Origin of the sequence: Streptococcus sp. FDAARGOS_522 (assembly GCF_003812445.1) — a bacterium.
In the GTDB taxonomy this organism is placed as follows: domain Bacteria; phylum Bacillota; class Bacilli; order Lactobacillales; family Streptococcaceae; genus Streptococcus; species Streptococcus agalactiae.
Window position 1 is genome coordinate 1,517,186 of sequence record NZ_CP033808.1, and the last position, 23,122, is coordinate 1,540,307.

Below are 23,122 nucleotides of genomic sequence, written 5' to 3' on the forward strand. Positions count from 1 at the left end.
AAATGAACCATAATCAAATCTAGAAAACGATAACCTTCTTCTATTCACTCTATCAATATAATTGCTCCATAGTGAAACTAAAAGAGAAATAAAAAAAGAGTATAATTACTCTTAAAATTATAATATTTACGGAGAATAAGGGATTCGAACCCTTGCGCCAGTTACCCGACCTAACGATTTAGCAAACCGTCCTCTTCAGCCTCTTGAGTAATTCTCCAAATTAATATTGATGGGCACGAGTGGACTCGAACCACCGACCTCACGCTTATCAGGCGTGCGCTCTAACCACCTGAGCTACGCGCCCAAGCAAATGCTTGGTTTTACTTTAATGTAAAGTAAGCGGGTGACGAGAATCGAACTCGCGACAACAGCTTGGAAGGCTGTAGTTTTACCACTAAACTACACCCGCTAAAAATCTTATATAATAAATGGCGCGAGACGGAATCGAACCGCCGACACATGGAGCTTCAATCCATTGCTCTACCAACTGAGCTACCGAGCCTATTGCGGGAGCAGGATTTGAACCTACGACCTTCGGGTTATGAGCCCGACGAGCTACCTAGCTGCTCCATCCCGCGATATCTTTAAAGGAGGATGTGGGATTCGAACCCACGCACGCTTTTACACGCCTGACGGTTTTCAAGACCGTTCCCTTCAGCCGGACTTGGGTAATCCTCCATATAACAAAAAATATGGACCTTGTAGGACTCGAACCTACGACCGCTCGGTTATGAGCCGAGTGCTCTAACCAGTTGAGCTAAAGGTCCAAAGTCTCAATAAAATAAATAGCGGCGGAGGGGATCGAACCCCCGACCTCCCGGGTATGAACCGGACGCTCTAGCCAGCTGAGCTACACCGCCATAAAAATATATCCATCGGGAAGACAGGATTCGAACCTGCGACACCTTGGTCCCAAACCAAGTACTCTACCAAGCTGAGCTACTTCCCGAAAAATATGCACCCTAGAGGAGTCGAACCTCTAACCGCCTGATTCGTAGTCAGGTACTCTATCCAGTTGAGCTAAGGGTGCTAAATATTATATGCCGAGGACCGGAATCGAACCGGTACGATGTTTACCATCGCAGGATTTAAGTCCTGTGCGTCTGCCAGTTCCGCCACCCCGGCCTCTAACAAGCGAACGACGGGGTTCGAACCCGCGACCCTCACCTTGGCAAGGTGATGTTCTACCACTGAACTACGTTCGCACTAAAGACACTATTTATCCTATAAAAATTGTAATGCCGGCTACATGACTTGAACACGCGACCCTCTGATTACAAATCAGATGCTCTACCAACTGAGCTAAGCCGGCAATCTACTAATGCGGGTGAAGGGACTTGAACCCCCACGCCGTTAAGCGCCAGATCCTAAATCTGGTGCGTCTGCCAATTCCGCCACACCCGCATTTCTAAATGACCCGTACTGGGCTCGAACCAGTGACCCATTGATTAAAAGTCAATTGCTCTACCAACTGAGCTAACGAGTCTACGGTCCCGACGGGAATCGAACCCGCGATCTTCGCCGTGACAGGGCGACGTGATAACCGCTACACTACGGGACCTATGGGAGTTAACGGGATCGAACCGCTGACCCTCTGCTTGTAAGGCAGATGCTCTCCCAGCTGAGCTAAACTCCCTTTGCTAAGCGACTACCTTATCTCACAGGGGGCAACCCCCAACTACTTCCGGCGTTCTAGGGCTTAACTTCTGTGTTCGGCATGAGAACAGGTGTATCTCCTAGGCAATTATCACTTAACTATTGAGCCTTATTCACTCAAATTGAATATCTATAGTCTAACAAGAAACCGTAACGTTGTCAATATCTCTTTTGGATAAGTCCTCGAGCTATTAGTATTAGTCCGCTAAATGTGTCACCACAATTACACTCCTAACCTATCTACCTGATCATCTCTCAGGGCTCTTACTGATATAAAATCATGGGAAATCTCATCTTGAGGTGGGCTTCGCACTTAGATGCTTTCAGCGCTTATCCCTTCCCTACATAGCTACCCAGCGATGCCTTTGGCAAGACAACTGGTACACCAGCGGTAAGTCCACTCTGGTCCTCTCGTACTAGGAGCAGATCCTCTCAAATTTCCTACGCCCGCGACGGATAGGGACCGAACTGTCTCACGACGTTCTGAACCCAGCTCGCGTGCCGCTTTAATGGGCGAACAGCCCAACCCTTGGGACCGACTACAGCCCCAGGATGCGACGAGCCGACATCGAGGTGCCAAACCTCCCCGTCGATGTGAACTCTTGGGGAGATAAGCCTGTTATCCCCAGGGTAGCTTTTATCCGTTGAGCGATGGCCCTTCCATACGGAACCACCGGATCACTAAGCCCGACTTTCGTCCCTGCTCGAGTTGTAGCTCTCGCAGTCAAGCTCCCTTATACCTTTACACTCTACGACTGATTTCCAACCAGTCTGAGGGAACCTTTGGGCGCCTCCGTTACCTTTTAGGAGGCGACCGCCCCAGTCAAACTGCCCGTCAGACACTGTCTCCGATAGGGATTGCCTATCTGGGTTAGAGTAGCCATAACACAAGGGTAGTATCCCAACAACGCCTCAAACGAAACTGGCGTCCCGTTATCATAGGCTCCTACCTATCCTGTACATGTGGTACAGATACTCAATATCAAACTGCAGTAAAGCTCCATGGGGTCTTTCCGTCCTGTCGCGGGTAACCTGCATCTTCACAGGTACTAAAATTTCACCGAGTCTCTCGTTGAGACAGTGCCCAAATCATTACGCCTTTCGTGCGGGTCGGAACTTACCCGACAAGGAATTTCGCTACCTTAGGACCGTTATAGTTACGGCCGCCGTTTACTGGGGCTTCAATTCATACCTTCGCTTACGCTAAGCACTCCTCTTAACCTTCCAGCACCGGGCAGGCGTCACCCCCTATACATCATCTTACGATTTAGCAGAGAGCTGTGTTTTTGATAAACAGTTGCTTGGGCCTATTCACTGCGGCTGATCTAAAATCAGCGCCCCTTCTCCCGAAGTTACGGGGCCATTTTGCCGAGTTCCTTAACGAGAGTTCTCTCGCTCACCTGAGGCTACTCGCCTCGACTACCTGTGTCGGTTTGCGGTACGGGTAGAGTATATGTATCGCTAGAAGCTTTCTTGGCAGTGTGACATCACTAACTTCGCTACTAAACTTCGCTCCTCGTCACAGCTCAATGTTAAAGATATAAGCATTTGACTCATATCACACCTCACTGTTTGACCAGACACTTCCAATCGTCTGGTTTAGTTAGCCTACTGCGTCCCTCCATCACTATATACTCTAGTACAGGAATATCAACCTGTTGTCCATCGGATACACCTTTCGGTCTCTCCTTAGGTCCCGACTAACCCAGGGCGGACGAGCCTTCCCCTGGAAACCTTAGTCTTACGGTGGACAGGATTCTCACCTGTCTTGCGCTACTCATACCGGCATTCTCACTTCTATGCGTTCCAGCGCTCCTCACGGTACACCTTCTTCACACATAGAACGCTCTCCTACCATGACACTTTGTGTCATCCACAGCTTCGGTAATATGTTTAGCCCCGGTACATTTTCGGCGCAGGGTCACTCGACTAGTGAGCTATTACGCACTCTTTGAATGAATAGCTGCTTCTAAGCTAACATCCTAGTTGTCTGTGCAACCCCACATCCTTTTCCACTTAACATATATTTTGGGACCTTAGCTGGTGGTCTGGGCTGTTTCCCTTTCGACTACGGATCTTAGCACTCGCAGTCTGACTGCCGATTATATCTCGTTGGCATTCGGAGTTTATCTGAGATTGGTAATCCGGGATGGACCCCTCACCCAAACAGTGCTCTACCTCCAAGAGACTTAACATCGACGCTAGCCCTAAAGCTATTTCGGAGAGAACCAGCTATCTCCAAGTTCGTTTGGAATTTCTCCGCTACCCACAAGTCATCCAAGCACTTTTCAACGTGCCCTGGTTCGGTCCTCCAGTGAGTTTTACCTCACCTTCAACCTGCTCATGGGTAGGTCACATGGTTTCGGGTCTACAACATGATACTATGACGCCCTATTAAGACTCGGTTTCCCTACGGCTCCGTCTCTTCAACTTAACCTCGCATCATATCGTAACTCGCCGGTTCATTCTACAAAAGGCACGCTCTCACCCATTAACGGGCTCGAACTTGTTGTAGGCACACGGTTTCAGGTTCTATTTCACTCCCTCCCGGGGTGCTTTTCACCTTTCCCTCACGGTACTGGTTCACTATCGGTCACTAGAGAGTATTTAGGGTTGGGAGATGGTCCTCCCAGATTCCGACGAGATTTCGCGTGTCTCGCCGTACTCAGGATACTGCTAAGGTTAATCTATCATTTTAAATACGAGGCTGTTACTCTCTTTGGCTTACCTTCCCAGGTAATTCTTCTATAATGATTAATCCTATATCGCAGTCCTACAACCCCGAAGTGTAAACACTTCGGTTTGCCCTCCTGCCGTTTCGCTCGCCGCTACTAAGGCAATCGCTTTGCTTTCTCTTCCTGCAGCTACTTAGATGTTTCAGTTCACTGCGTCTTCCTTCTCATATCCTTAACAGATATGGATACTAGTCATTAACTAGTGGGTTCCCCATTCGGACATCTCTGGATCAGCGCTTACTTACAGCTCCCCAAAGCATTTCGTCGTTAGTCACGTCCTTCTTCGGCTTCTAGTGCCAAGGCATCCACCGTGCGCCCTTATTAACTTAACCTTATTAACCTAGTTTCTTTAAACTAGAAAACTCATTAAATATTCACAGCGTTTTCGGTTTATTTTCTTGTTACTTTCTACAATCTATTTCTAGATCGTGGAATTTGATATAGATATTCAATTTTCAATGAACAATTTGAACCTTTCGATTCAATGGAGCCTAGCGGGATCGAACCGCTGACCTCCTGCGTGCAAAGCAGGCGCTCTCCCAGCTGAGCTAAGGCCCCACAAGACCTCTCAAAACTAAACAAGACGCAAATGGCAGGTTTCCTTATCCTTAGAAAGGAGGTGATCCAGCCGCACCTTCCGATACGGCTACCTTGTTACGACTTCACCCCAATCATCTATCCCACCTTAGGCGGCTGGCTCCTAAAAGGTTACCTCACCGACTTCGGGTGTTACAAACTCTCGTGGTGTGACGGGCGGTGTGTACAAGGCCCGGGAACGTATTCACCGCGGCGTGCTGATCCGCGATTACTAGCGATTCCGACTTCATGTAGGCGAGTTGCAGCCTACAATCCGAACTGAGATTGGCTTTAAGAGATTAGCTTGCCGTCACCGGCTTGCGACTCGTTGTACCAACCATTGTAGCACGTGTGTAGCCCAGGTCATAAGGGGCATGATGATTTGACGTCATCCCCACCTTCCTCCGGTTTATTACCGGCAGTCTCGCTAGAGTGCCCAACTTAATGATGGCAACTAACAATAGGGGTTGCGCTCGTTGCGGGACTTAACCCAACATCTCACGACACGAGCTGACGACAACCATGCACCACCTGTCACTTCTGCTCCGAAGAGAAAGCCTATCTCTAGGCCGGTCAGAAGGATGTCAAGACCTGGTAAGGTTCTTCGCGTTGCTTCGAATTAAACCACATGCTCCACCGCTTGTGCGGGCCCCCGTCAATTCCTTTGAGTTTCAACCTTGCGGTCGTACTCCCCAGGCGGAGTGCTTAATGCGTTAGCTGCGGCACTAAGCCCCGGAAAGGGCCTAACACCTAGCACTCAGCGTTTACGGCGTGGACTACCAGGGTATCTAATCCTGTTTGCTCCCCACGCTTTCGAGCCTCAGCGTCAGTTACAGACCAGAGAGCCGCTTTCGCCACCGGTGTTCCTCCATATATCTACGCATTTCACCGCTACACATGGAATTCCACTCTCCCCTTCTGCACTCAAGTCCTCCAGTTTCCAAAGCGTACAATGGTTAAGCCACTGCCTTTAACTTCAGACTTAAAGAACCGCCTGCGCTCGCTTTACGCCCAATAAATCCGGACAACGCTCGGGACCTACGTATTACCGCGGCTGCTGGCACGTAGTTAGCCGTCCCTTTCTGGTTAGTTACCGTCACTTGGTAGATTTTCCACTCCTACCAACGTTCTTCTCTAACAACAGAGCTTTACGATCCGAAAACCTTCTTCACTCACGCGGCGTTGCTCGGTCAGACTTCCGTCCATTGCCGAAGATTCCCTACTGCTGCCTCCCGTAGGAGTCTGGGCCGTGTCTCAGTCCCAGTGTGGCCGATCACCCTCTCAGGTCGGCTATGTATCGTCGCCTTGGTGAGCCTTTACCTCACCAACTAGCTAATACAACGCAGGTCCATCTCACAGTGAAGCAATTGCTCCTTTTAAATAACTAACATGTGTTAATTACTCTTATGCGGTATTAGCTATCGTTTCCAATAGTTATCCCCCGCTATGAGGCAGGTTACCTACGCGTTACTCACCCGTTCGCAACTCATCAGTCTAGTGTAAACACCAAACCTCAGCGTTCTACTTGCATGTATTAGGCACGCCGCCAGCGTTCGTCCTGAGCCAGGATCAAACTCTCATTAAAAGTTTGAGCTTTGCTCTTTTCTGTCTCGCTGACAGATTTATTGTTTTTTTGTCATTGACGGATTTACAATGTAAATCCACCCTGCACATTCGTTCGTCTTGTTCAGTTTTCAAAGGTCTAATGATATACCATAAAAATATATCCATCGGGAAGACAGGATTCGAACCTGCGACACCTTGGTCCCAAACCAAGTACTCTACCAAGCTGAGCTACTTCCCGAAAAATATGCACCCTAGAGGAGTCGAACCTCTAACCGCCTGATTCGTAGTCAGGTACTCTATCCAGTTGAGCTAAGGGTGCTAAATATTATATGCCGAGGACCGGAATCGAACCGGTACGATGTTTACCATCGCAGGATTTTAAGTCCTGTGCGTCTGCCAGTTCCGCCACCCCGGCCTCTAACAAGCGAACGACGGGGTTCGAACCCGCGACCCTCACCTTGGCAAGGTGATGTTCTACCACTGAACTACGTTCGCACTAAAGACACTATTTATCCTATAAAAAATTGTAATGCCGGCTACATGACTTGAACACGCGACCCTCTGATTACAAATCAGATGCTCTACCAACTGAGCTAAGCCGGCAATCTACTAATGCGGGTGAAGGGACTTGAACCCCCACGCCGTTAAGCGCCAGATCCTAAATCTGGTGCGTCTGCCAATTCCGCCACACCCGCATTTCTAAATGACCCGTACTGGGCTCGAACCAGTGACCCATTGATTAAAAGTCAATTGCTCTACCAACTGAGCTAACGAGTCTACGGTCCCGACGGGAATCGAACCCGCGATCTTCGCCGTGACAGGGCGACGTGATAACCGCTACACTACGGGACCTATGGGAGTTAACGGGATCGAACCGCTGACCCTCTGCTTGTAAGGCAGATGCTCTCCCAGCTGAGCTAAACTCCCTTTGCTAAGCGACTACCTTATCTCACAGGGGGCAACCCCAACTACTTCCGGCGTTCTAGGGCTTAACTTCTGTGTTCGGCATGAGAACAGGTGTATCTCCTAGGCAATTATCACTTAACTATTGAGCCTTATTCACTCAAATTGAATATCTATAGTCTAACAAGAAACCGTAACGTTGTCAATATCTCTTTTGGATAAGTCCTCGAGCTATTAGTATTAGTCCGCTAAATGTGTCACCACAATTACACTCCTAACCTATCTACCTGATCATCTCTCAGGGCTCTTACTGATATAAATCATGGGAAATCTCATCTTGAGGTGGGCTTCGCACTTAGATGCTTTCAGCGCTTATCCCTTCCCTACATAGCTACCCAGCGATGCCTTTGGCAAGACAACTGGTACACCAGCGGTAAGTCCACTCTGGTCCTCTCGTACTAGGAGCAGATCCTCTCAAATTTCCTACGCCCGCGACGGATAGGGACCGAACTGTCTCACGACGTTCTGAACCCAGCTCGCGTGCCGCTTTAATGGGCGAACAGCCCAACCCTTGGGACCGACTACAGCCCCAGGATGCGACGAGCCGACATCGAGGTGCCAAACCTCCCCGTCGATGTGAACTCTTGGGGAGATAAGCCTGTTATCCCCAGGGTAGCTTTTATCCGTTGAGCGATGGCCCTTCCATACGGAACCACCGGATCACTAAGCCCGACTTTCGTCCCTGCTCGAGTTGTAGCTCTCGCAGTCAAGCTCCCTTATACCTTTACACTCTACGACTGATTTCCAACCAGTCTGAGGGAACCTTTGGGCGCCTCCGTTACCTTTTAGGAGGCGACCGCCCCAGTCAAACTGCCCGTCAGACACTGTCTCCGATAGGGATTGCCTATCTGGGTTAGAGTAGCCATAACACAAGGGTAGTATCCCAACAACGCCTCAAACGAAACTGGCGTCCCGTTATCATAGGCTCCTACCTATCCTGTACATGTGGTACAGATACTCAATATCAAACTGCAGTAAAGCTCCATGGGGTCTTTCCGTCCTGTCGCGGGTAACCTGCATCTTCACAGGTACTAAAATTTCACCGAGTCTCTCGTTGAGACAGTGCCCAAATCATTACGCCTTTCGTGCGGGTCGGAACTTACCCGACAAGGAATTTCGCTACCTTAGGACCGTTATAGTTACGGCCGCCGTTTACTGGGGCTTCAATTCATACCTTCGCTTACGCTAAGCACTCCTCTTAACCTTCCAGCACCGGGCAGGCGTCACCCCTATACATCATCTTACGATTTAGCAGAGAGCTGTGTTTTGATAAACAGTTGCTTGGGCCTATTCACTGCGGCTGATCTAAATCAGCGCCCCTTCTCCCGAAGTTACGGGGCCATTTTGCCGAGTTCCTTAACGAGAGTTCTCTCGCTCACCTGAGGCTACTCGCCTCGACTACCTGTGTCGGTTTGCGGTACGGGTAGAGTATATGTATCGCTAGAAGCTTTCTTGGCAGTGTGACATCACTAACTTCGCTACTAAACTTCGCTCCTCGTCACAGCTCAATGTTAAAGATATAAGCATTTGACTCATATCACACCTCACTGTTTGACCAGACACTTCCAATCGTCTGGTTTAGTTAGCCTACTGCGTCCCTCCATCACTATATACTCTAGTACAGGAATATCAACCTGTTGTCCATCGGATACACCTTTCGGTCTCTCCTTAGGTCCCGACTAACCCAGGGCGGACGAGCCTTCCCCTGGAAACCTTAGTCTTACGGTGGACAGGATTCTCACCTGTCTTGCGCTACTCATACCGGCATTCTCACTTCTATGCGTTCCAGCGCTCCTCACGGTACACCTTCTTCACACATAGAACGCTCTCCTACCATGACACTTTTGTGTCATCCACAGCTTCGGTAATATGTTTTAGCCCCGGTACATTTCGGCGCAGGGTCACTCGACTAGTGAGCTATTACGCACTCTTTGAATGAATAGCTGCTTCTAAGCTAACATCCTAGTTGTCTGTGCAACCCCACATCCTTTTCCACTTAACATATATTTTGGGACCTTAGCTGGTGGTCTGGGCTGTTTCCCTTTCGACTACGGATCTTAGCACTCGCAGTCTGACTGCCGATTATATCTCGTTGGCATTCGGAGTTTATCTGAGATTGGTAATCCGGGATGGACCCCTCACCCAAACAGTGCTCTACCTCCAAGAGACTTAACATCGACGCTAGCCCTAAAGCTATTTCGGAGAGAACCAGCTATCTCCAAGTTCGTTTGGAATTTCTCCGCTACCCACAAGTCATCCAAGCACTTTTCAACGTGCCCTGGTTCGGTCCTCCAGTGAGTTTTACCTCACCTTCAACCTGCTCATGGGTAGGTCACATGGTTTCGGGTCTACAACATGATACTATGACGCCCTATTAAGACTCGGTTTCCCTACGGCTCCGTCTCTTCAACTTAACCTCGCATCATATCGTAACTCGCCGGTTCATTCTACAAAAGGCACGCTCTCACCCATTAACGGGCTCGAACTTGTTGTAGGCACACGGTTTCAGGTTCTATTTCACTCCCCTCCCGGGGTGCTTTTCACCTTTCCCTCACGGTACTGGTTCACTATCGGTCACTAGAGAGTATTTAGGGTTGGGAGATGGTCCTCCCAGATTCCGACGAGATTTCGCGTGTCTCGCCGTACTCAGGATACTGCTAAGGTTAATCTATCATTTTAAATACGAGGCTGTTACTCTCTTTGGCTTACCTTCCCAGGTAATTCTTCTATAATGATTAATCCTATATCGCAGTCCTACAACCCCGAAGTGTAAACACTTCGGTTTGCCCTCCTGCCGTTTCGCTCGCCGCTACTAAGGCAATCGCTTTTGCTTTCTCTTCCTGCAGCTACTTAGATGTTTCAGTTCACTGCGTCTTCCTTCTCATATCCTTAACAGATATGGATACTAGTCATTAACTAGTGGGTTCCCCCATTCGGACATCTCTGGATCAGCGCTTACTTACAGCTCCCCAAAGCATTTCGTCGTTAGTCACGTCCTTCTTCGGCTTCTAGTGCCAAGGCATCCACCGTGCGCCCTTATTAACTTAACCTTATTAACCTAGTTTCTTTAAAACTAGAAAACTCATTAAATATTCACAGCGTTTTCGGTTTATTTCTTGTTACTTTCTACAATCTATTTCTAGATCGTGGAATTTGATATAGATATTCAATTTTCAATGAACAATTTGAACCTTTCGATTCAATGGAGCCTAGCGGGATCGAACCGCTGACCTCCTGCGTGCAAAGCAGGCGCTCTCCCAGCTGAGCTAAGGCCCCACAAGACCTCTCAAAACTAAACAAGACGCAAATGGCAGGTTTCCTTATCCTTAGAAAGGAGGTGATCCAGCCGCACCTTCCGATACGGCTACCTTGTTACGACTTCACCCCAATCATCTATCCCACCTTAGGCGGCTGGCTCCTAAAAGGTTACCTCACCGACTTCGGGTGTTACAAACTCTCGTGGTGTGACGGGCGGTGTGTACAAGGCCCGGGAACGTATTCACCGCGGCGTGCTGATCCGCGATTACTAGCGATTCCGACTTCATGTAGGCGAGTTGCAGCCTACAATCCGAACTGAGATTGGCTTTAAGAGATTAGCTTGCCGTCACCGGCTTGCGACTCGTTGTACCAACCATTGTAGCACGTGTGTAGCCCAGGTCATAAGGGGCATGATGATTTGACGTCATCCCCACCTTCCTCCGGTTTATTACCGGCAGTCTCGCTAGAGTGCCCAACTTAATGATGGCAACTAACAATAGGGGTTGCGCTCGTTGCGGGACTTAACCCAACATCTCACGACACGAGCTGACGACAACCATGCACCACCTGTCACTTCTGCTCCGAAGAGAAAGCCTATCTCTAGGCCGGTCAGAAGGATGTCAAGACCTGGTAAGGTTCTTCGCGTTGCTTCGAATTAAACCACATGCTCCACCGCTTGTGCGGGCCCCCGTCAATTCCTTTGAGTTTCAACCTTGCGGTCGTACTCCCCAGGCGGAGTGCTTAATGCGTTAGCTGCGGCACTAAGCCCCGGAAAGGGCCTAACACCTAGCACTCAGCGTTTACGGCGTGGACTACCAGGGTATCTAATCCTGTTTGCTCCCCACGCTTTCGAGCCTCAGCGTCAGTTACAGACCAGAGAGCCGCTTTCGCCACCGGTGTTCCTCCATATATCTACGCATTTCACCGCTACACATGGAATTCCACTCTCCCCTTCTGCACTCAAGTCCTCCAGTTTCCAAAGCGTACAATGGTTAAGCCACTGCCTTTAACTTCAGACTTAAAGAACCGCCTGCGCTCGCTTTACGCCCAATAAATCCGGACAACGCTCGGGACCTACGTATTACCGCGGCTGCTGGCACGTAGTTAGCCGTCCCTTTCTGGTTAGTTACCGTCACTTGGTAGATTTTCCACTCCTACCAACGTTCTTCTCTAACAACAGAGCTTTACGATCCGAAAACCTTCTTCACTCACGCGGCGTTGCTCGGTCAGACTTCCGTCCATTGCCGAAGATTCCCTACTGCTGCCTCCCGTAGGAGTCTGGGCCGTGTCTCAGTCCCAGTGTGGCCGATCACCCTCTCAGGTCGGCTATGTATCGTCGCCTTGGTGAGCCTTTACCTCACCAACTAGCTAATACAACGCAGGTCCATCTCACAGTGAAGCAATTGCTCCTTTTAAATAACTAACATGTGTTAATTACTCTTATGCGGTATTAGCTATCGTTTCCAATAGTTATCCCCCGCTATGAGGCAGGTTACCTACGCGTTACTCACCCGTTCGCAACTCATCAGTCTAGTGTAAACACCAAACCTCAGCGTTCTACTTGCATGTATTAGGCACGCCGCCAGCGTTCGTCCTGAGCCAGGATCAAACTCTCATTAAAAGTTTGAGCTTTGCTCTTTTCTGTCTCGCTGACAGATTTATTGTTTTTTTGTCATTGACGGATTTACAATGTAAATCCACCCTGCACATTCGTTCGTCTTGTTCAGTTTTCAAAGGTCTTTGCCTCTCTTGAGACAACTTCTATATTCTAGCAAACTTATTCTGCTTTGTCAACTACTTTTTTTAAGTTGTTAACTACGCGCTAATAGAAACTGCTCTCTCGAGACAACTTATTCATTATACTAAATATTTCTACTTCCTGTCAATACTATTTTTGCATTTTTTCTTTTATTTTTAAAAAGTTAATATTATTTATAGTAACTAACCTTCTATACTTGTTTAATGGATAGCATTTTTACCGTTGTCATGTTCATATTTTATCTTCTTAATTCACAAATTTAAACTTCATCTTCATAAAAAATACCCCTCAAATTTTATCTAAATTTGAGGGGTGTTTGAAATTTATAAAGTTCTTTAAAAATATATGATGACTTATTTTTTATCTTCTTCTTGCATTTTTTCTTTGATTTCATCGTATGATAACGCTCTTGCTTTATCTTCATCATTTTCTGTCTCAGGCATTTTACCTGTCTCGAAAATCGACTTAATCTGAGCAGCATCAAGAGTCTCATATTTTAAGAGGGCTTCTGCAATTAATTTATGAGTATCACGGTTTTCGTTGATAATATCAGCTGCCTTATTACGTGCTTCATTAAGAAGGTGACGAACTTCATCATCAATAAGTTGTGCAGTTTGAGCAGAATATGATTTTTCAGGTGACATTTGGCCAGCCATCATTGCGTGGTTACCTTCGTATTGAACTGGTCCAAGTTTCTCGCTCATACCATATTCAGTTACCATAGCGCGGGCCATGGCAGTGGCTTGTTCGAAGTCATTTGAGGCACCTGTTGTCTGAGCGTTGAAAATAATTTCTTCCGCTACACGTCCTCCCATAAGACCTGCTAATTGCTCTTTCATATCATCTTTTGAAAGAAGCATTTGATCTTCTTTAGGTAAAGCAATCATATATCCACCTGCACGACCACGTGGTACGATAGTAACTTTATGAACAACTCGCGCATTTGAAAGAATCAAACCGACAATTGTGTGCCCAGCTTCATGGTAAGCAACCATAGCTCTTTCTCTGTCAGAAATAGTACGATCTTTTTTAGAAGGACCAGCAATTACACGGTCTTCTGCTTCATCAATATCTGAAGCATCAATAACTTTTTTATTTCGTCGCGCAGCAACTAAAGCAGCTTCATTGAGAACATTCTCCAAATCAGCACCAACAAATCCTGGGGTTTGTTGAGCTACTACTTTTAAGTCAACATTATCTGCTAATGGTTTATTTTTAGCATGTACTCTCAGAATTGCTTCACGACCTTTTACATCAGGTTGTCCAACTAGAACTTTTCTATCAAAACGTCCTGGACGCAGTAATGCGGGATCTAACACGTCACTACGGTTGGTAGCAGCGATAACGATAATACTTTCGTTTCCTTCAAAACCATCCATTTCAATTAAAAGTTGGTTGAGCGTTTGTTCACGTTCATCGTTTCCGCCACCCATACCAGCTCCACGTCGACGTCCAACAGCATCAATTTCATCAATGAAAATAATAGCACGTTCAGCTTTTTTAGCGTCTTCAAACAAAGAGCGTACTCGACTAGCTCCAACACCGACAAACATTTCAACAAAATCTGAACCGGAAATACTAAAGAATGGAACCCCTGCTTCACCGGCAACAGCTTTTGCTAATAGGGTTTTACCTGTCCCTGGAGGTCCTTCTAATAGAACCCCTGCTGGAATTCGGGCACCTAGAGATTTATATCGTTTAGGATCTTTAAGGAAGTCAACGACTTCTATTAATTCTTGCTTTTCTTCCTCTGCTCCAGCAACATCCGAAAATCGAACTTTAACCTCATCTTTACTAGATGATCTTGCTTTATTTTTACCAAAGCTCATGGCACCACGAGCGCCACCGCCACCACCTTGGTTCATCATCATCATAAAGAAACCAATCATGATAACTAAAGGTAAAAAACTGGCAATATAAGAAATCCATGTCCCACTTGAACTTTCATGTTTGACCTGAATATTAGTGTTATTTTCTTCAGCAGCGCTAACAAGAGATTTTATTGAAGAGTCATTTGGTAGTATAACAGAATTAAATCCTGTAACTTTAGTAGCAACACTACCACCTAAAAAAGTAAAACTATTAGCTGATTTAATTGTTTTGGCTTTCTTATATGTCCCACTAACTTCAACAACACCACCACTTGGCTGGTATGAAATAGACTTAATTTCTCCAGCTTTTAATTGTTTAACAAGTTTTGTATAAGAAATTTGCTGGTTTTGAGAGCTAGATCCTTTTAAATAGTATTGAAAGGTTGTAATAACCGCAATAATCAATAATATGTAAATAAAGGAATTTTTCAGAAAACCATTATTTTTATTATTTTTCATAGTTTAAGAGAGTACCTTTTTTCTATTTTGAGTAAATTTCTTCTTTTAACACACCGACATAAGGTAGGTTACGATAGTTTTCAGCATAGTCTAAACCGAATCCCACAATAAATTCATTTGGGATATCGTAACAAACGTAATCAGCATCAATATCTACCAATCGCCCTTCTGGCTTATCAAAAAGGGTTGCAACTTTGACAGAGTTAGCTTGACGATACTTAAACATATCTCGAAGGTATTTTAATGTACGTCCAGTATCAATGATGTCTTCAATAAAGATTACATCTCTTCCTTCAATATTAGTATCGACATCTTTTAAAATTTTAACTTCTCCACTACTAGTTGTACCACCATGATAGCTTGAAACAACCATAAAATCAATTTCAACATGTGTATCAATATGCTTTAATAGTTCAGCCATAAAAGGCACTGACCCCTTTAATACACCTACTAATAATGGATTCTTACCTGCATAATCTGCAGTTAATTTAGCTCCTAATTCTTTCGTTTTCAGAATAATATCTTCTTCTGAATATAAAACCTTTTTTATATCATTTTCAAGCATGATGTCACCTTTTTTCTAAATTTTCAATATAAAGTTTGTCCTTCATTATATCATGTTCAGAAGGTTTTCTCAAATATGTTCTACCTGCAACAATCACAAATATCAACTCTTTATTTTGCTCCCCAATAACAGCTTCTTCTCTGTCTTTTAGAGTTATTTTCTCATCAATAAATAGACGGCGAATTTTTTTAGTGTGATTTCCTAAAAATATCCTATCCCCTTCTTTTCTTCTTCTTAAAATAATCGGAGAAGTATCATAAATAGGAATAGTAATGTCTGCTTGAGAAATGAATTTTCCATAGGAAAATAAATATTGTGAGAATATTTGTATATTATGCAATTCTAATCTTTTTTCAACCTTAAAACTATCCGTCTTAGGATGGATTTTTGTAATATGAAAACTCTCGTAATCCTTATGAAGAAAATAGCCCGATTTAATAGTATAGTCAATATTGGCTTTAGTTCTAATCAATTTTAATATTACTCTGAACTGTTCTTTACTCACTTGTAAATCTGGAAATTTGCTAATGTAATCTTGCAATAAAAATTCTTGGACAGAATGAGTTTGCCTTAAAAAATCATAGCAGTTTGTTACTTCGATGCTCCTTGTTAGGTCTGTTAAAGCCGTGAATAAACACTCTGTTTCCTCAGAGAGAGTTATGAGAGAATCTTTCAATTGATTATTTTCTCTTTCCAAAGCAGGAAAGTAGACGTTTCTTATTCGATTTCTTAAATAATCAGACGAAGCGTTGCTAGCATCTTCAAAATGAAAAATATTTGGTAATAACTCCTTTTTATATGGAAGAAATGGTCTAATCAATTGACCGTTTGCAAAAGCACTCACTTGCTTAATCCCTGATAAATAGCGTAGCCTGCTTCCTCTTAAAATTCTCATAAATACAGTTTCAGCTTGATCATCAGCATGGTGAGCTGTTACTAAAGCCGTGTAACCTTCTTCACGCATAACTTTTGAAAAAAAATTGTAGCGATGGTTACGCGCTCTATCTTCTGAAAATATTCCTTGAAAATAAGAGATAAAGACAGGGACATCATGTATCTGTCCCCACTGTCTGATATATTCTTCTTCTTTTTCTGATTCTTTTCGCTGTCCATGATTTATGTGTGCAATACCAATACTAATCGATAACTCTTTTTGATACTGGTATAAAAATTGCAACAAATTTATTGAATCAATGCCACCAGAAACAGCAATTAGAACTTTCTGATGAGCGGTAAATAACCCTTTAGATAAGGTATCTTTCAAAATAGTGTTATACATATTATTTTAAAACCTGGTAAACGTCGTCAGCAATCTTAGTGATATCATCGTAAGATGATTTATCCGTAAAGATAATCATAATAAAAGGTTGTTCTGCATAAACAATAGCCGCATCATGTTTGTAGTCATAAGCATCTCCAATTTTATGTGCTACTTTAACTGGTATATTTTTAGGGATTCTTGTATTATCAAAATCAGTCTTTGATAGGTAATTAACAATATCTCCATTTTGATAATAAATTGCTTCCATCATTTTACCCGCAGCTTGTGGAGAAATCTGGCGTTTCTTCATATCCCAGTGCATACCAGAAATTGTGTCTACTTGTGTTTGAAACATTGAATCGTATTGATTATTGACATAATAACCTAGCATATTTGTTGCAACATTATCTGATTCCTTGGCAGTTGCTTCAAGTAACTCCTTAACGGTATATAATTTATGATCAGCTTTTTTCTCTAATTTCCCACTACCACTTGGAGCATAGCTATTAGGAAATTGATTAACATTATCTTTGTATTCAAATTTGCTGTCCAATGACAGTTTTCCTAATTTTACTTGCTCTTGGCTAGCATAAAGTGTTGCTAATTTTGCAATACTTGCAGAGTACATTGACCTATCAATATTAATACCAGCTACTGTCTGTGTATTTAATTGTTTGATGTATATACCATATTTATCTTTATTATATTTTTCCAATAATACTTCTTGAACCTTAGCCATACGATTATCAGCAACCGATAGATCTTCTACTGATATCCAAAAACCACTGTCCGTTTTATAATAAATACCATGTTCTGTTTCTGCTTGTTCTACTAAATGCACTCTGGAATAAGGTTTTAAATTATTTTTAACTTCACTAACACCATTTGTGTAAGGTGCTTCATAAGTCACAAAAGAAGGTTTTAACCAATAATCCAATGAGACAGATTGCTGCTTAGAAACTAAATCATTAAAAATAGCTTCACGACTAGCCTTTATGAACTGTCCATTGGACAAAGTAAATACTGGAATTCCATTTGAATTAATTGTAAGAGAAACAATCGACAATAAAGTATTTGGAACTAAAGTCTCTCCTGTTATGGTTAAAGCTTCATCTTGAAAACTGCTTATTTCAATTTTTGTAGTTGGTCTCTCTGGAATAGTATCAAAATACATTTCCTTATCCACAACTGTCTGAGTTAAGGCGTATCGTCTATTTTGAGAAAGCGTTAGTGGCTCCTCGGTACTTATAGCTGGGATTGATACAAAATATAAGCTACATAATAAGAAGGTTAAAACTTTCTTCATTACTTTTCTCTGCTCTCAATCTTTTCTTTTTCTACAATTATTTGCCTAAGTTGATAGTTCTTATCAGCTAACTCTTCTAGTTTGTCATCCGAGTAGGCTAGAAAATGTTCTATTGTTTCAATTAAATTATTCATAATTATTTTGGTAAAAGGTCTGGTAATGGGTAAATCATTTCGCCAGTCTTAGAGAAATAATACTTCGCTCGAGCATATTTTTGAACGTAATCTGGATTTTTTAGTTGTTTTGCTAGTAACTTCTGGTTCTCAGTTCTATTAGTTAATGTCTGATAGTCTTTCGTTAATTTTACAACTTCTTGACGACGTTCTTGTAAAGTTCTGTAACTCTTAACTAAATTATAAGTGGGTAAAATAAATAAAAGCATGACAAAAATAAGAACCCAACCCATTAAACGATTTTTTCGGCGTAACTCCTCAGCTTCGTAACGTTTTTTTAGATTCTCATCGTTAATATATTGATTATTTAACTGAACAACATTAGGCTTGCTCATCTGTTTCTATCCTTGTTTCATTAATAATTTCATACATCTTGATAGCATCTTCTTTCTTAGTGCTATCTTTCATTTCTAATACTTTAACGGTCAACAATTTATTACCAAAACGAATTTCAACTTGGTCATTAAGCTTTAGGTCAGTTGATGACTTTGCTAATACGCCATTCACCTTGACACGTCCTTTGTCTGCAACTTCTTTAGCAACGGGACGACGCTTAATGATACGCGACACTTTTAGATACTTGTCTAATCTCACTGATGATCACATCCTTCTATCTAAATTAACTCTACTATTTTAGCATTTTTTTTGGAAAATATCTGAACTGATAATATTTGTCAATATAATGTAACAAAAAGAGAGCTAATAGCTCTCTTAATTCTCTCAAATATCAAGTAAAAAACTTCTATTTTAATAACCTCTAAAAATATTTATGTCTTTCAAAAGTTGAGATGTTTGACGTGAAACATAATGTTGCTCGTACTATTCTTCTTGAACCAAACATTTTCTAAAAGAGTATCCAAATTTCCTTGCAACTTTTCACTTAGTTATTCTTCTACTGGTTTACGTGACTTAATCTCGATAAAACATTCGGCAAATTTTAGAAGTTCTTCAATAATTTCATAATTTTTCTTATGTTTGATATTAAAAACAACTTCCATCTTACCATTTGTTTCGCTAATTCTAGCCTTAAGTTGAGTTTTTGATAGTGCTTCAAAATAATCTTGAGTTAAAAAATACTTCAAAGATGCTTTTTCAAATAGGATGCTTATTTCATTACCTTTTCTTTCTACTAATTCAGTAAAGGCAAGGTCCAGATAAGCTTTTAAAAGTCCTATTTCTAAAAGGTATGCAACTTGATCAGGATATTCTCCAAAACGATCTATTAACTCATCTTGTAAGGTTTCATAATCAGCCCTAGTTTCTAATTCACGAATACGCTTATATATTTCTATTTTTTGGCGCTCATCTGATATATATTCTGCTGGTAAATAGGCGTCAATTTGTAAGGCTAATTCAGCATTACCTTTTTGACGAATTAATGATTTCCCTTGTTTGGTGGCAATCGCTTGCTCTAGAAGCTGTGAATACATCTCGAATCCAACCGAATCAATAAAACCACTTTGTGAAGCTCCTAAAATATTTCCTGCACCACGTATAGATAAATCACGCATCGCTATTTTAAAACCAGATCCCAATTCTGTAAACCCTTTGATTGCATCTAGTCTTTTCTCAGAAATTTCTGTTAAAACTTTATCAGGTCTGTACATAAGGTAAGCATAAGCAATGCGATTACTTCTACCCACACGGCCTCTTAATTGATAAAGGGTTGACAAGCCCATATGATCTGCATTTTCAACAAAGAGGGTATTAACATTTGAAATATCGACTCCTGTCTCAATTATTGTCGTTGCAACTAAAACATCGTAATCTCCATTGATAAAGTCTATTAATGTATTTTCTAATTGAATTTCAGACATTTGACCATGAACAAAACCAATACTAGCTTCTGGTACTAACTCCTGAAGTTCTGAAACTTTCTGATCAATAGTGTCAACTTTATTGTAAACATAAAAAACCTGTCCTCCTCTGTCTATCTCACGAATAATAGCTTCTCTAACTAAACCAGGATTTGTCTCCAAAACGTAAGTCTGCACAGGATAACGATTGGTTGGAGGTGTTTCAATCACTGATAAGTCTCTAATGCCAAGCATTGACATATGTAATGTTCTAGGTATTGGGGTCGCTGTCAAAGTTAAGACATCAACTTTTGTTTTTAATTCTTTTAACTTTTCTTTATGCTTTACACCAAATCGCTGTTCCTCATCAATAACTATTAACCCTAAATCCGAAAATACAACATCTTGAGAGAGAAGCCGATGTGTTCCAATAATAATATCAACTTGGCCCTTAGATAATCTTTTTAGTGTATCTGTTTGTTCTTTTTTGCTACGAAAACGACTAAGTACATCAACTGTAACAGGATAATTGCTAAAACGTTCTTTAAAATTTTCAAAATGCTGCTGAGCTAGAACTGTTGTTGGGACTAAAACAGCAACTTGTTTATGGTCATTGACAGCTTTGAAAGCCGCACGCATAGCAACCTCTGTCTTACCAAAACCAACGTCTCCAACCAATAATCGATCCATCGGACGATTACCTTCCATATCCTGTTTAATTTCTTTTATAGACCGCAATTGATCCTCTGTCTCTACATATGCAAAATCATTATCAAAGTCATTTTGCATATTATCGTCAGGAGAAAATGCAAATCCTTGTAATTGACTACGCTCTGCATAAAGTTTCAACAAATCATCAGCAATATCTTCTACTTGCTTTGCAACTCTCTGTTTTGCTTTTTTGAAGCGACCATCATTTAACGTATTAATTTTAGGCTCTTTGCCATCTGCAGAGACATATTTTGTTAGAAGTTCAATTTGTTCTACGGGGATAGAGATACGATCAGCATTTTGATATTGAATAGTCAGATAATCACGATGAATACCTTGTATCTCAATTGTTTCAATACCTAAAAATTTTCCTACGCCATGAACATTATGAACAACATAATCGCCAACTGAAAGTTCATTATAATCTTTTAGACGTTCTGCATTACTAATATTACTGCGTCTAATTTTCCTTTTAACACGCCTATGATAAATCTCACGTTCAGTAATCAGAACAATTTTCTCATCTGCAAAATAAAAACCATTTGAAAGATGCCCAACAATAAGTTGTGACTCCTTTGGAACGATATCGTTTTTATCTGAAATGATTAAATCTAACCCATATTCTTTTAAATTTTCTTGAAGGAGATTTAAACCTTTTTGAGAATCTACTTGCAACAGTACTGTCGCTCCAGATTTCTTATAACGATTGATTTCATCGACCAACAATGGAAATTGATTAAAAAATTCTTGCATTCCATATTGAGTAAAATGATGAAGTTTATCAAATTTCAGATTTCCTAATCCTTTGTGGAAATTTGAAAAGAAGGTTGCTGGTTGGTATTGTCTTAATTGCTTATAAGGATCTGAAAAATAGTTCAAACTAGAATGAGACTTGCCTTGTTGTAAATCTTCCGTCAGAAGGCTAGCTATTTCTAAATCTAACTTAGCATTTCGATCTACAATTTTTTGAAAATCATCAACAAAAAGTGGAGTTCCCTCAGGAATATAGTCTAATATTCCCCATTCTTTTTCATAAAAGATACTTAGAAAACGACGAATATCTGAGTGCTTAAAATGATTTTCAGTTGTAGATAAAACCTCGCTCAAATAGGCGCGTTGTACCTCACTAGCTGTTACTAGATAGCCCTCAAGTTTTTTCTTTGCACGCTCGAAATCTGCATCTTGTAAAATAATATCATCTGCTGGCGAAATCTGTACTGACTCTAATTGTTTAAGAGACTTTTGAGTGTCAATATCAAACTGCCTGATGCCATCTATTTCATCTCCGAAGAATTCCAAGCGATAAGGATATTCTTGTGTCATCTCAAAAATATCTAAAATATCTCCTCTTTGGCTAAATTCACCAGGACTAAATACTTGAGAAACTTTCTGATAACCTAAATTGACTAGGTTCTTACTCAATTTATCTAAATAACATTCTTGACCGATTTCAAACTTATATTGACTTTTCGAGAAAACTTCCGGATTTGGTAATAGTAACCTTAAACCACTGATACTAGTAATCAAAACACCGTTTTTTTCTGGATCTTTTAGAAACCTCAAGGCACTGAGTCGTGAAATTGATTTATCTAATGAAGAGAAAATAAACTCTGCTGCAGGAACGTCATCAGCAAAAAATTGATAAACGTTATCTTCTCCAATTAAACTTGATATATCACTTGATAATTTATCAGAATCGTTTTGAGTGGCAGTGACTACCATAATTTTTTTAGATAACTTCTCGTAGGCTGATGCTATGGCAATAGCTTTACTTGCTCCTGAAAACCCCATAACTAATTGGCGACTATTAGTTACTAATCCAGAGTGCCATGTCCGCACCACTTTATTTTGGCTAAATAATTCTATAATATTCATTTTAAACCGTTGTATTTCTGCATTGTTTTTTGAAAATCATTCGTCTGTAAATAATAATTGACAGCATTGTCAACCTTATCAAGAGTATTTGATATCATAATTTCATCATTTTTATCAAACTTCCCTAGAACATGATTAATAACTGTCATACGTCCATTCGGACGTCCTATACCTACTTTAATACGATCAAATTCTTGAGTACCTAAATGAGCAATAATAGACTTGATACCATTATGTCCCCCAGCAGATCCTTTTTGACGAAAACGTATTTTACCGACTTCCATGTCTAAATCATCATATATGATAATCATATCCTTAATAGAAATGTTGTAGTAAGTAAGTAGGGCTTTTACAGCAATACCACTGTTATTCATAAAAGTAGTTGGTTTGATAAAATAAATTTTTTCACCGTTGATAAAATCACTACCTATCTCTGCTTTAAAATTTTTATCTTCTGTAAAGTTGACGTCAAGGTTTTTTACAATTCTGTCAACAGCCATAAATCCAATATTATGTTTTGTATCATTATATTTACTTCCTGGATTTCCTAATCCAACAATCATTTTTACCATTATCTTCTCCATTAAAACGC

9 protein-coding genes, 28 tRNA genes and 6 rRNA genes are annotated in these 23,122 nt (G+C 41.9%); all 43 read right to left on the reverse strand.

Annotation, left to right across the window (positions count from 1 at the left end):
* Positions 1-129: 129 nt before the first annotated feature.
* The 43 genes from EGX70_RS07835 to pth all read right to left on the reverse strand — a co-directional run bounded on the left by EGX70_RS07835 (position 130) and on the right by pth (position 23,102).
* Positions 130-217: transfer RNA gene (locus EGX70_RS07835), tRNA-Ser, on the reverse strand.
* A gap of 13 nt (positions 218-230) precedes the next feature.
* Positions 231-304: transfer RNA gene (locus EGX70_RS07840), tRNA-Ile, on the reverse strand.
* Positions 305-338: 34 nt separating this feature from the next.
* Positions 339-409 (reverse strand) — tRNA-Gly (locus EGX70_RS07845).
* A gap of 20 nt (positions 410-429) precedes the next feature.
* Positions 430-502 (reverse strand) — tRNA-Phe (locus tag EGX70_RS07850).
* Positions 503-504: 2 nt separating this feature from the next.
* Positions 505-578 (reverse strand) — tRNA-Met (locus EGX70_RS07855).
* A gap of 10 nt (positions 579-588) precedes the next feature.
* Positions 589-678, reverse strand: a tRNA-Ser gene (locus tag EGX70_RS07860).
* Positions 679-693: 15 nt separating this feature from the next.
* A tRNA-Ile gene (locus tag EGX70_RS07865) sits at positions 694-767 on the reverse strand.
* Positions 768-786: 19 nt separating this feature from the next.
* Positions 787-860: transfer RNA gene (locus EGX70_RS07870), tRNA-Met, on the reverse strand.
* Between the two features lie 15 nt (positions 861-875).
* A tRNA-Pro gene (locus EGX70_RS07875) sits at positions 876-949 on the reverse strand.
* A gap of 7 nt (positions 950-956) precedes the next feature.
* Positions 957-1,030 (reverse strand) — tRNA-Arg (locus EGX70_RS07880).
* Between the two features lie 11 nt (positions 1,031-1,041).
* A tRNA-OTHER gene (locus tag EGX70_RS07885) sits at positions 1,042-1,125 on the reverse strand.
* An 8-nt stretch (positions 1,126-1,133) separates the two neighbouring features.
* Positions 1,134-1,205 (reverse strand) — tRNA-Gly (locus EGX70_RS07890).
* A gap of 34 nt (positions 1,206-1,239) precedes the next feature.
* A tRNA-Thr gene (locus EGX70_RS07895) sits at positions 1,240-1,312 on the reverse strand.
* Between the two features lie 10 nt (positions 1,313-1,322).
* A tRNA-Leu gene (locus EGX70_RS07900) sits at positions 1,323-1,404 on the reverse strand.
* A 9-nt stretch (positions 1,405-1,413) separates the two neighbouring features.
* Positions 1,414-1,486 (reverse strand) — tRNA-Lys (locus tag EGX70_RS07905).
* A 2-nt stretch (positions 1,487-1,488) separates the two neighbouring features.
* Positions 1,489-1,561, reverse strand: a tRNA-Asp gene (locus EGX70_RS07910).
* A gap of 2 nt (positions 1,562-1,563) precedes the next feature.
* Positions 1,564-1,636: transfer RNA gene (locus EGX70_RS07915), tRNA-Val, on the reverse strand.
* A gap of 3 nt (positions 1,637-1,639) precedes the next feature.
* Positions 1,640-1,755: ribosomal RNA gene (rrf, locus tag EGX70_RS07920) — 5S ribosomal RNA — on the reverse strand.
* 72 nt (positions 1,756-1,827) lie between these two features.
* Positions 1,828-4,723 (reverse strand): 23S ribosomal RNA (locus tag EGX70_RS07925).
* Positions 4,724-4,876: 153 nt separating this feature from the next.
* Positions 4,877-4,949, reverse strand: a tRNA-Ala gene (locus EGX70_RS07930).
* A 54-nt stretch (positions 4,950-5,003) separates the two neighbouring features.
* A 16S ribosomal RNA gene (locus EGX70_RS07935) occupies positions 5,004-6,552 on the reverse strand.
* Between the two features lie 145 nt (positions 6,553-6,697).
* Positions 6,698-6,771 (reverse strand) — tRNA-Pro (locus EGX70_RS07940).
* Positions 6,772-6,778: 7 nt separating this feature from the next.
* Positions 6,779-6,852, reverse strand: a tRNA-Arg gene (locus EGX70_RS07945).
* An 11-nt stretch (positions 6,853-6,863) separates the two neighbouring features.
* Positions 6,864-6,948: transfer RNA gene (locus EGX70_RS07950), tRNA-Leu, on the reverse strand.
* 8 nt (positions 6,949-6,956) lie between these two features.
* A tRNA-Gly gene (locus tag EGX70_RS07955) sits at positions 6,957-7,028 on the reverse strand.
* A gap of 35 nt (positions 7,029-7,063) precedes the next feature.
* Positions 7,064-7,136, reverse strand: a tRNA-Thr gene (locus EGX70_RS07960).
* A gap of 10 nt (positions 7,137-7,146) precedes the next feature.
* A tRNA-Leu gene (locus EGX70_RS07965) sits at positions 7,147-7,228 on the reverse strand.
* Positions 7,229-7,237: 9 nt separating this feature from the next.
* Positions 7,238-7,310: transfer RNA gene (locus EGX70_RS07970), tRNA-Lys, on the reverse strand.
* A gap of 2 nt (positions 7,311-7,312) precedes the next feature.
* A tRNA-Asp gene (locus EGX70_RS07975) sits at positions 7,313-7,385 on the reverse strand.
* A gap of 2 nt (positions 7,386-7,387) precedes the next feature.
* A tRNA-Val gene (locus EGX70_RS07980) sits at positions 7,388-7,460 on the reverse strand.
* Between the two features lie 3 nt (positions 7,461-7,463).
* A 5S ribosomal RNA gene (gene rrf / locus EGX70_RS07985) occupies positions 7,464-7,578 on the reverse strand.
* Positions 7,579-7,650: 72 nt separating this feature from the next.
* Positions 7,651-10,546 (reverse strand): 23S ribosomal RNA (locus tag EGX70_RS07990).
* Between the two features lie 153 nt (positions 10,547-10,699).
* Positions 10,700-10,772: transfer RNA gene (locus EGX70_RS07995), tRNA-Ala, on the reverse strand.
* A 54-nt stretch (positions 10,773-10,826) separates the two neighbouring features.
* A 16S ribosomal RNA gene (locus EGX70_RS08000) occupies positions 10,827-12,375 on the reverse strand.
* Together the 16S, 23S and 5S rRNA genes with 28 tRNA genes alongside form the textbook arrangement of a ribosomal RNA operon.
* Before the next feature lie 491 nt (positions 12,376-12,866).
* The gene (gene ftsH, locus EGX70_RS08005) at positions 12,867-14,843 is read right to left on the reverse strand and encodes an ATP-dependent zinc metalloprotease FtsH (protein WP_000794520.1); all 1,977 of its coding nucleotides are present in this window, start codon (positions 14,841-14,843) and stop codon (positions 12,867-12,869) included.
* A 22-nt stretch (positions 14,844-14,865) separates the two neighbouring features.
* Positions 14,866-15,408 carry a hypoxanthine phosphoribosyltransferase gene (gene hpt, locus EGX70_RS08010; protein WP_000892188.1) on the reverse strand — a complete coding sequence of 181 codons (543 nt, stop codon included), beginning with the start codon at positions 15,406-15,408 and terminating at the stop codon, positions 14,866-14,868.
* 4 nt (positions 15,409-15,412) lie between these two features.
* On the reverse strand, positions 15,413-16,687 hold the full coding sequence (gene tilS, locus EGX70_RS08015; protein ID WP_000282854.1) for a tRNA lysidine(34) synthetase TilS: 1,275 nt from the start codon (positions 16,685-16,687) through the stop codon (positions 15,413-15,415).
* Position 16,688: 1 nt separating this feature from the next.
* Positions 16,689-17,975, reverse strand: coding sequence for a serine hydrolase (locus tag EGX70_RS08020; RefSeq protein ID WP_000757207.1), 1,287 nt, complete (start codon positions 17,973-17,975; stop codon positions 16,689-16,691).
* Positions 17,975-18,109 (reverse strand): SP_0009 family protein, encoded by a 135-nt coding sequence (locus tag EGX70_RS08025; RefSeq protein WP_001061057.1) that lies wholly within the window; start codon positions 18,107-18,109, stop codon positions 17,975-17,977. Before EGX70_RS08025 ends, EGX70_RS08020 begins: the two co-directional genes overlap by 1 nt.
* Before the next feature lie 2 nt (positions 18,110-18,111).
* The gene (locus EGX70_RS08030; RefSeq protein ID WP_000042845.1) at positions 18,112-18,483 is read right to left on the reverse strand and encodes a septum formation initiator family protein; all 372 of its coding nucleotides are present in this window, start codon (positions 18,481-18,483) and stop codon (positions 18,112-18,114) included.
* Entirely contained in the window at positions 18,470-18,742 is a 273-nt protein-coding gene (locus EGX70_RS08035) for an RNA-binding S4 domain-containing protein (protein WP_001234967.1), read from the reverse strand. Before EGX70_RS08035 ends, EGX70_RS08030 begins: the two co-directional genes overlap by 14 nt.
* Before the next feature lie 290 nt (positions 18,743-19,032).
* Positions 19,033-22,530, reverse strand: coding sequence for a transcription-repair coupling factor (gene mfd / locus EGX70_RS08045; protein ID WP_001021194.1), 3,498 nt, complete (start codon positions 22,528-22,530; stop codon positions 19,033-19,035).
* Positions 22,527-23,102 carry an aminoacyl-tRNA hydrolase gene (gene pth / locus EGX70_RS08050; RefSeq protein WP_000240202.1) on the reverse strand — a complete coding sequence of 192 codons (576 nt, stop codon included), beginning with the start codon at positions 23,100-23,102 and terminating at the stop codon, positions 22,527-22,529. The genes mfd and pth overlap by 4 nt, the downstream gene beginning before the upstream one ends.
* Positions 23,103-23,122 lie beyond the last annotated feature (20 nt).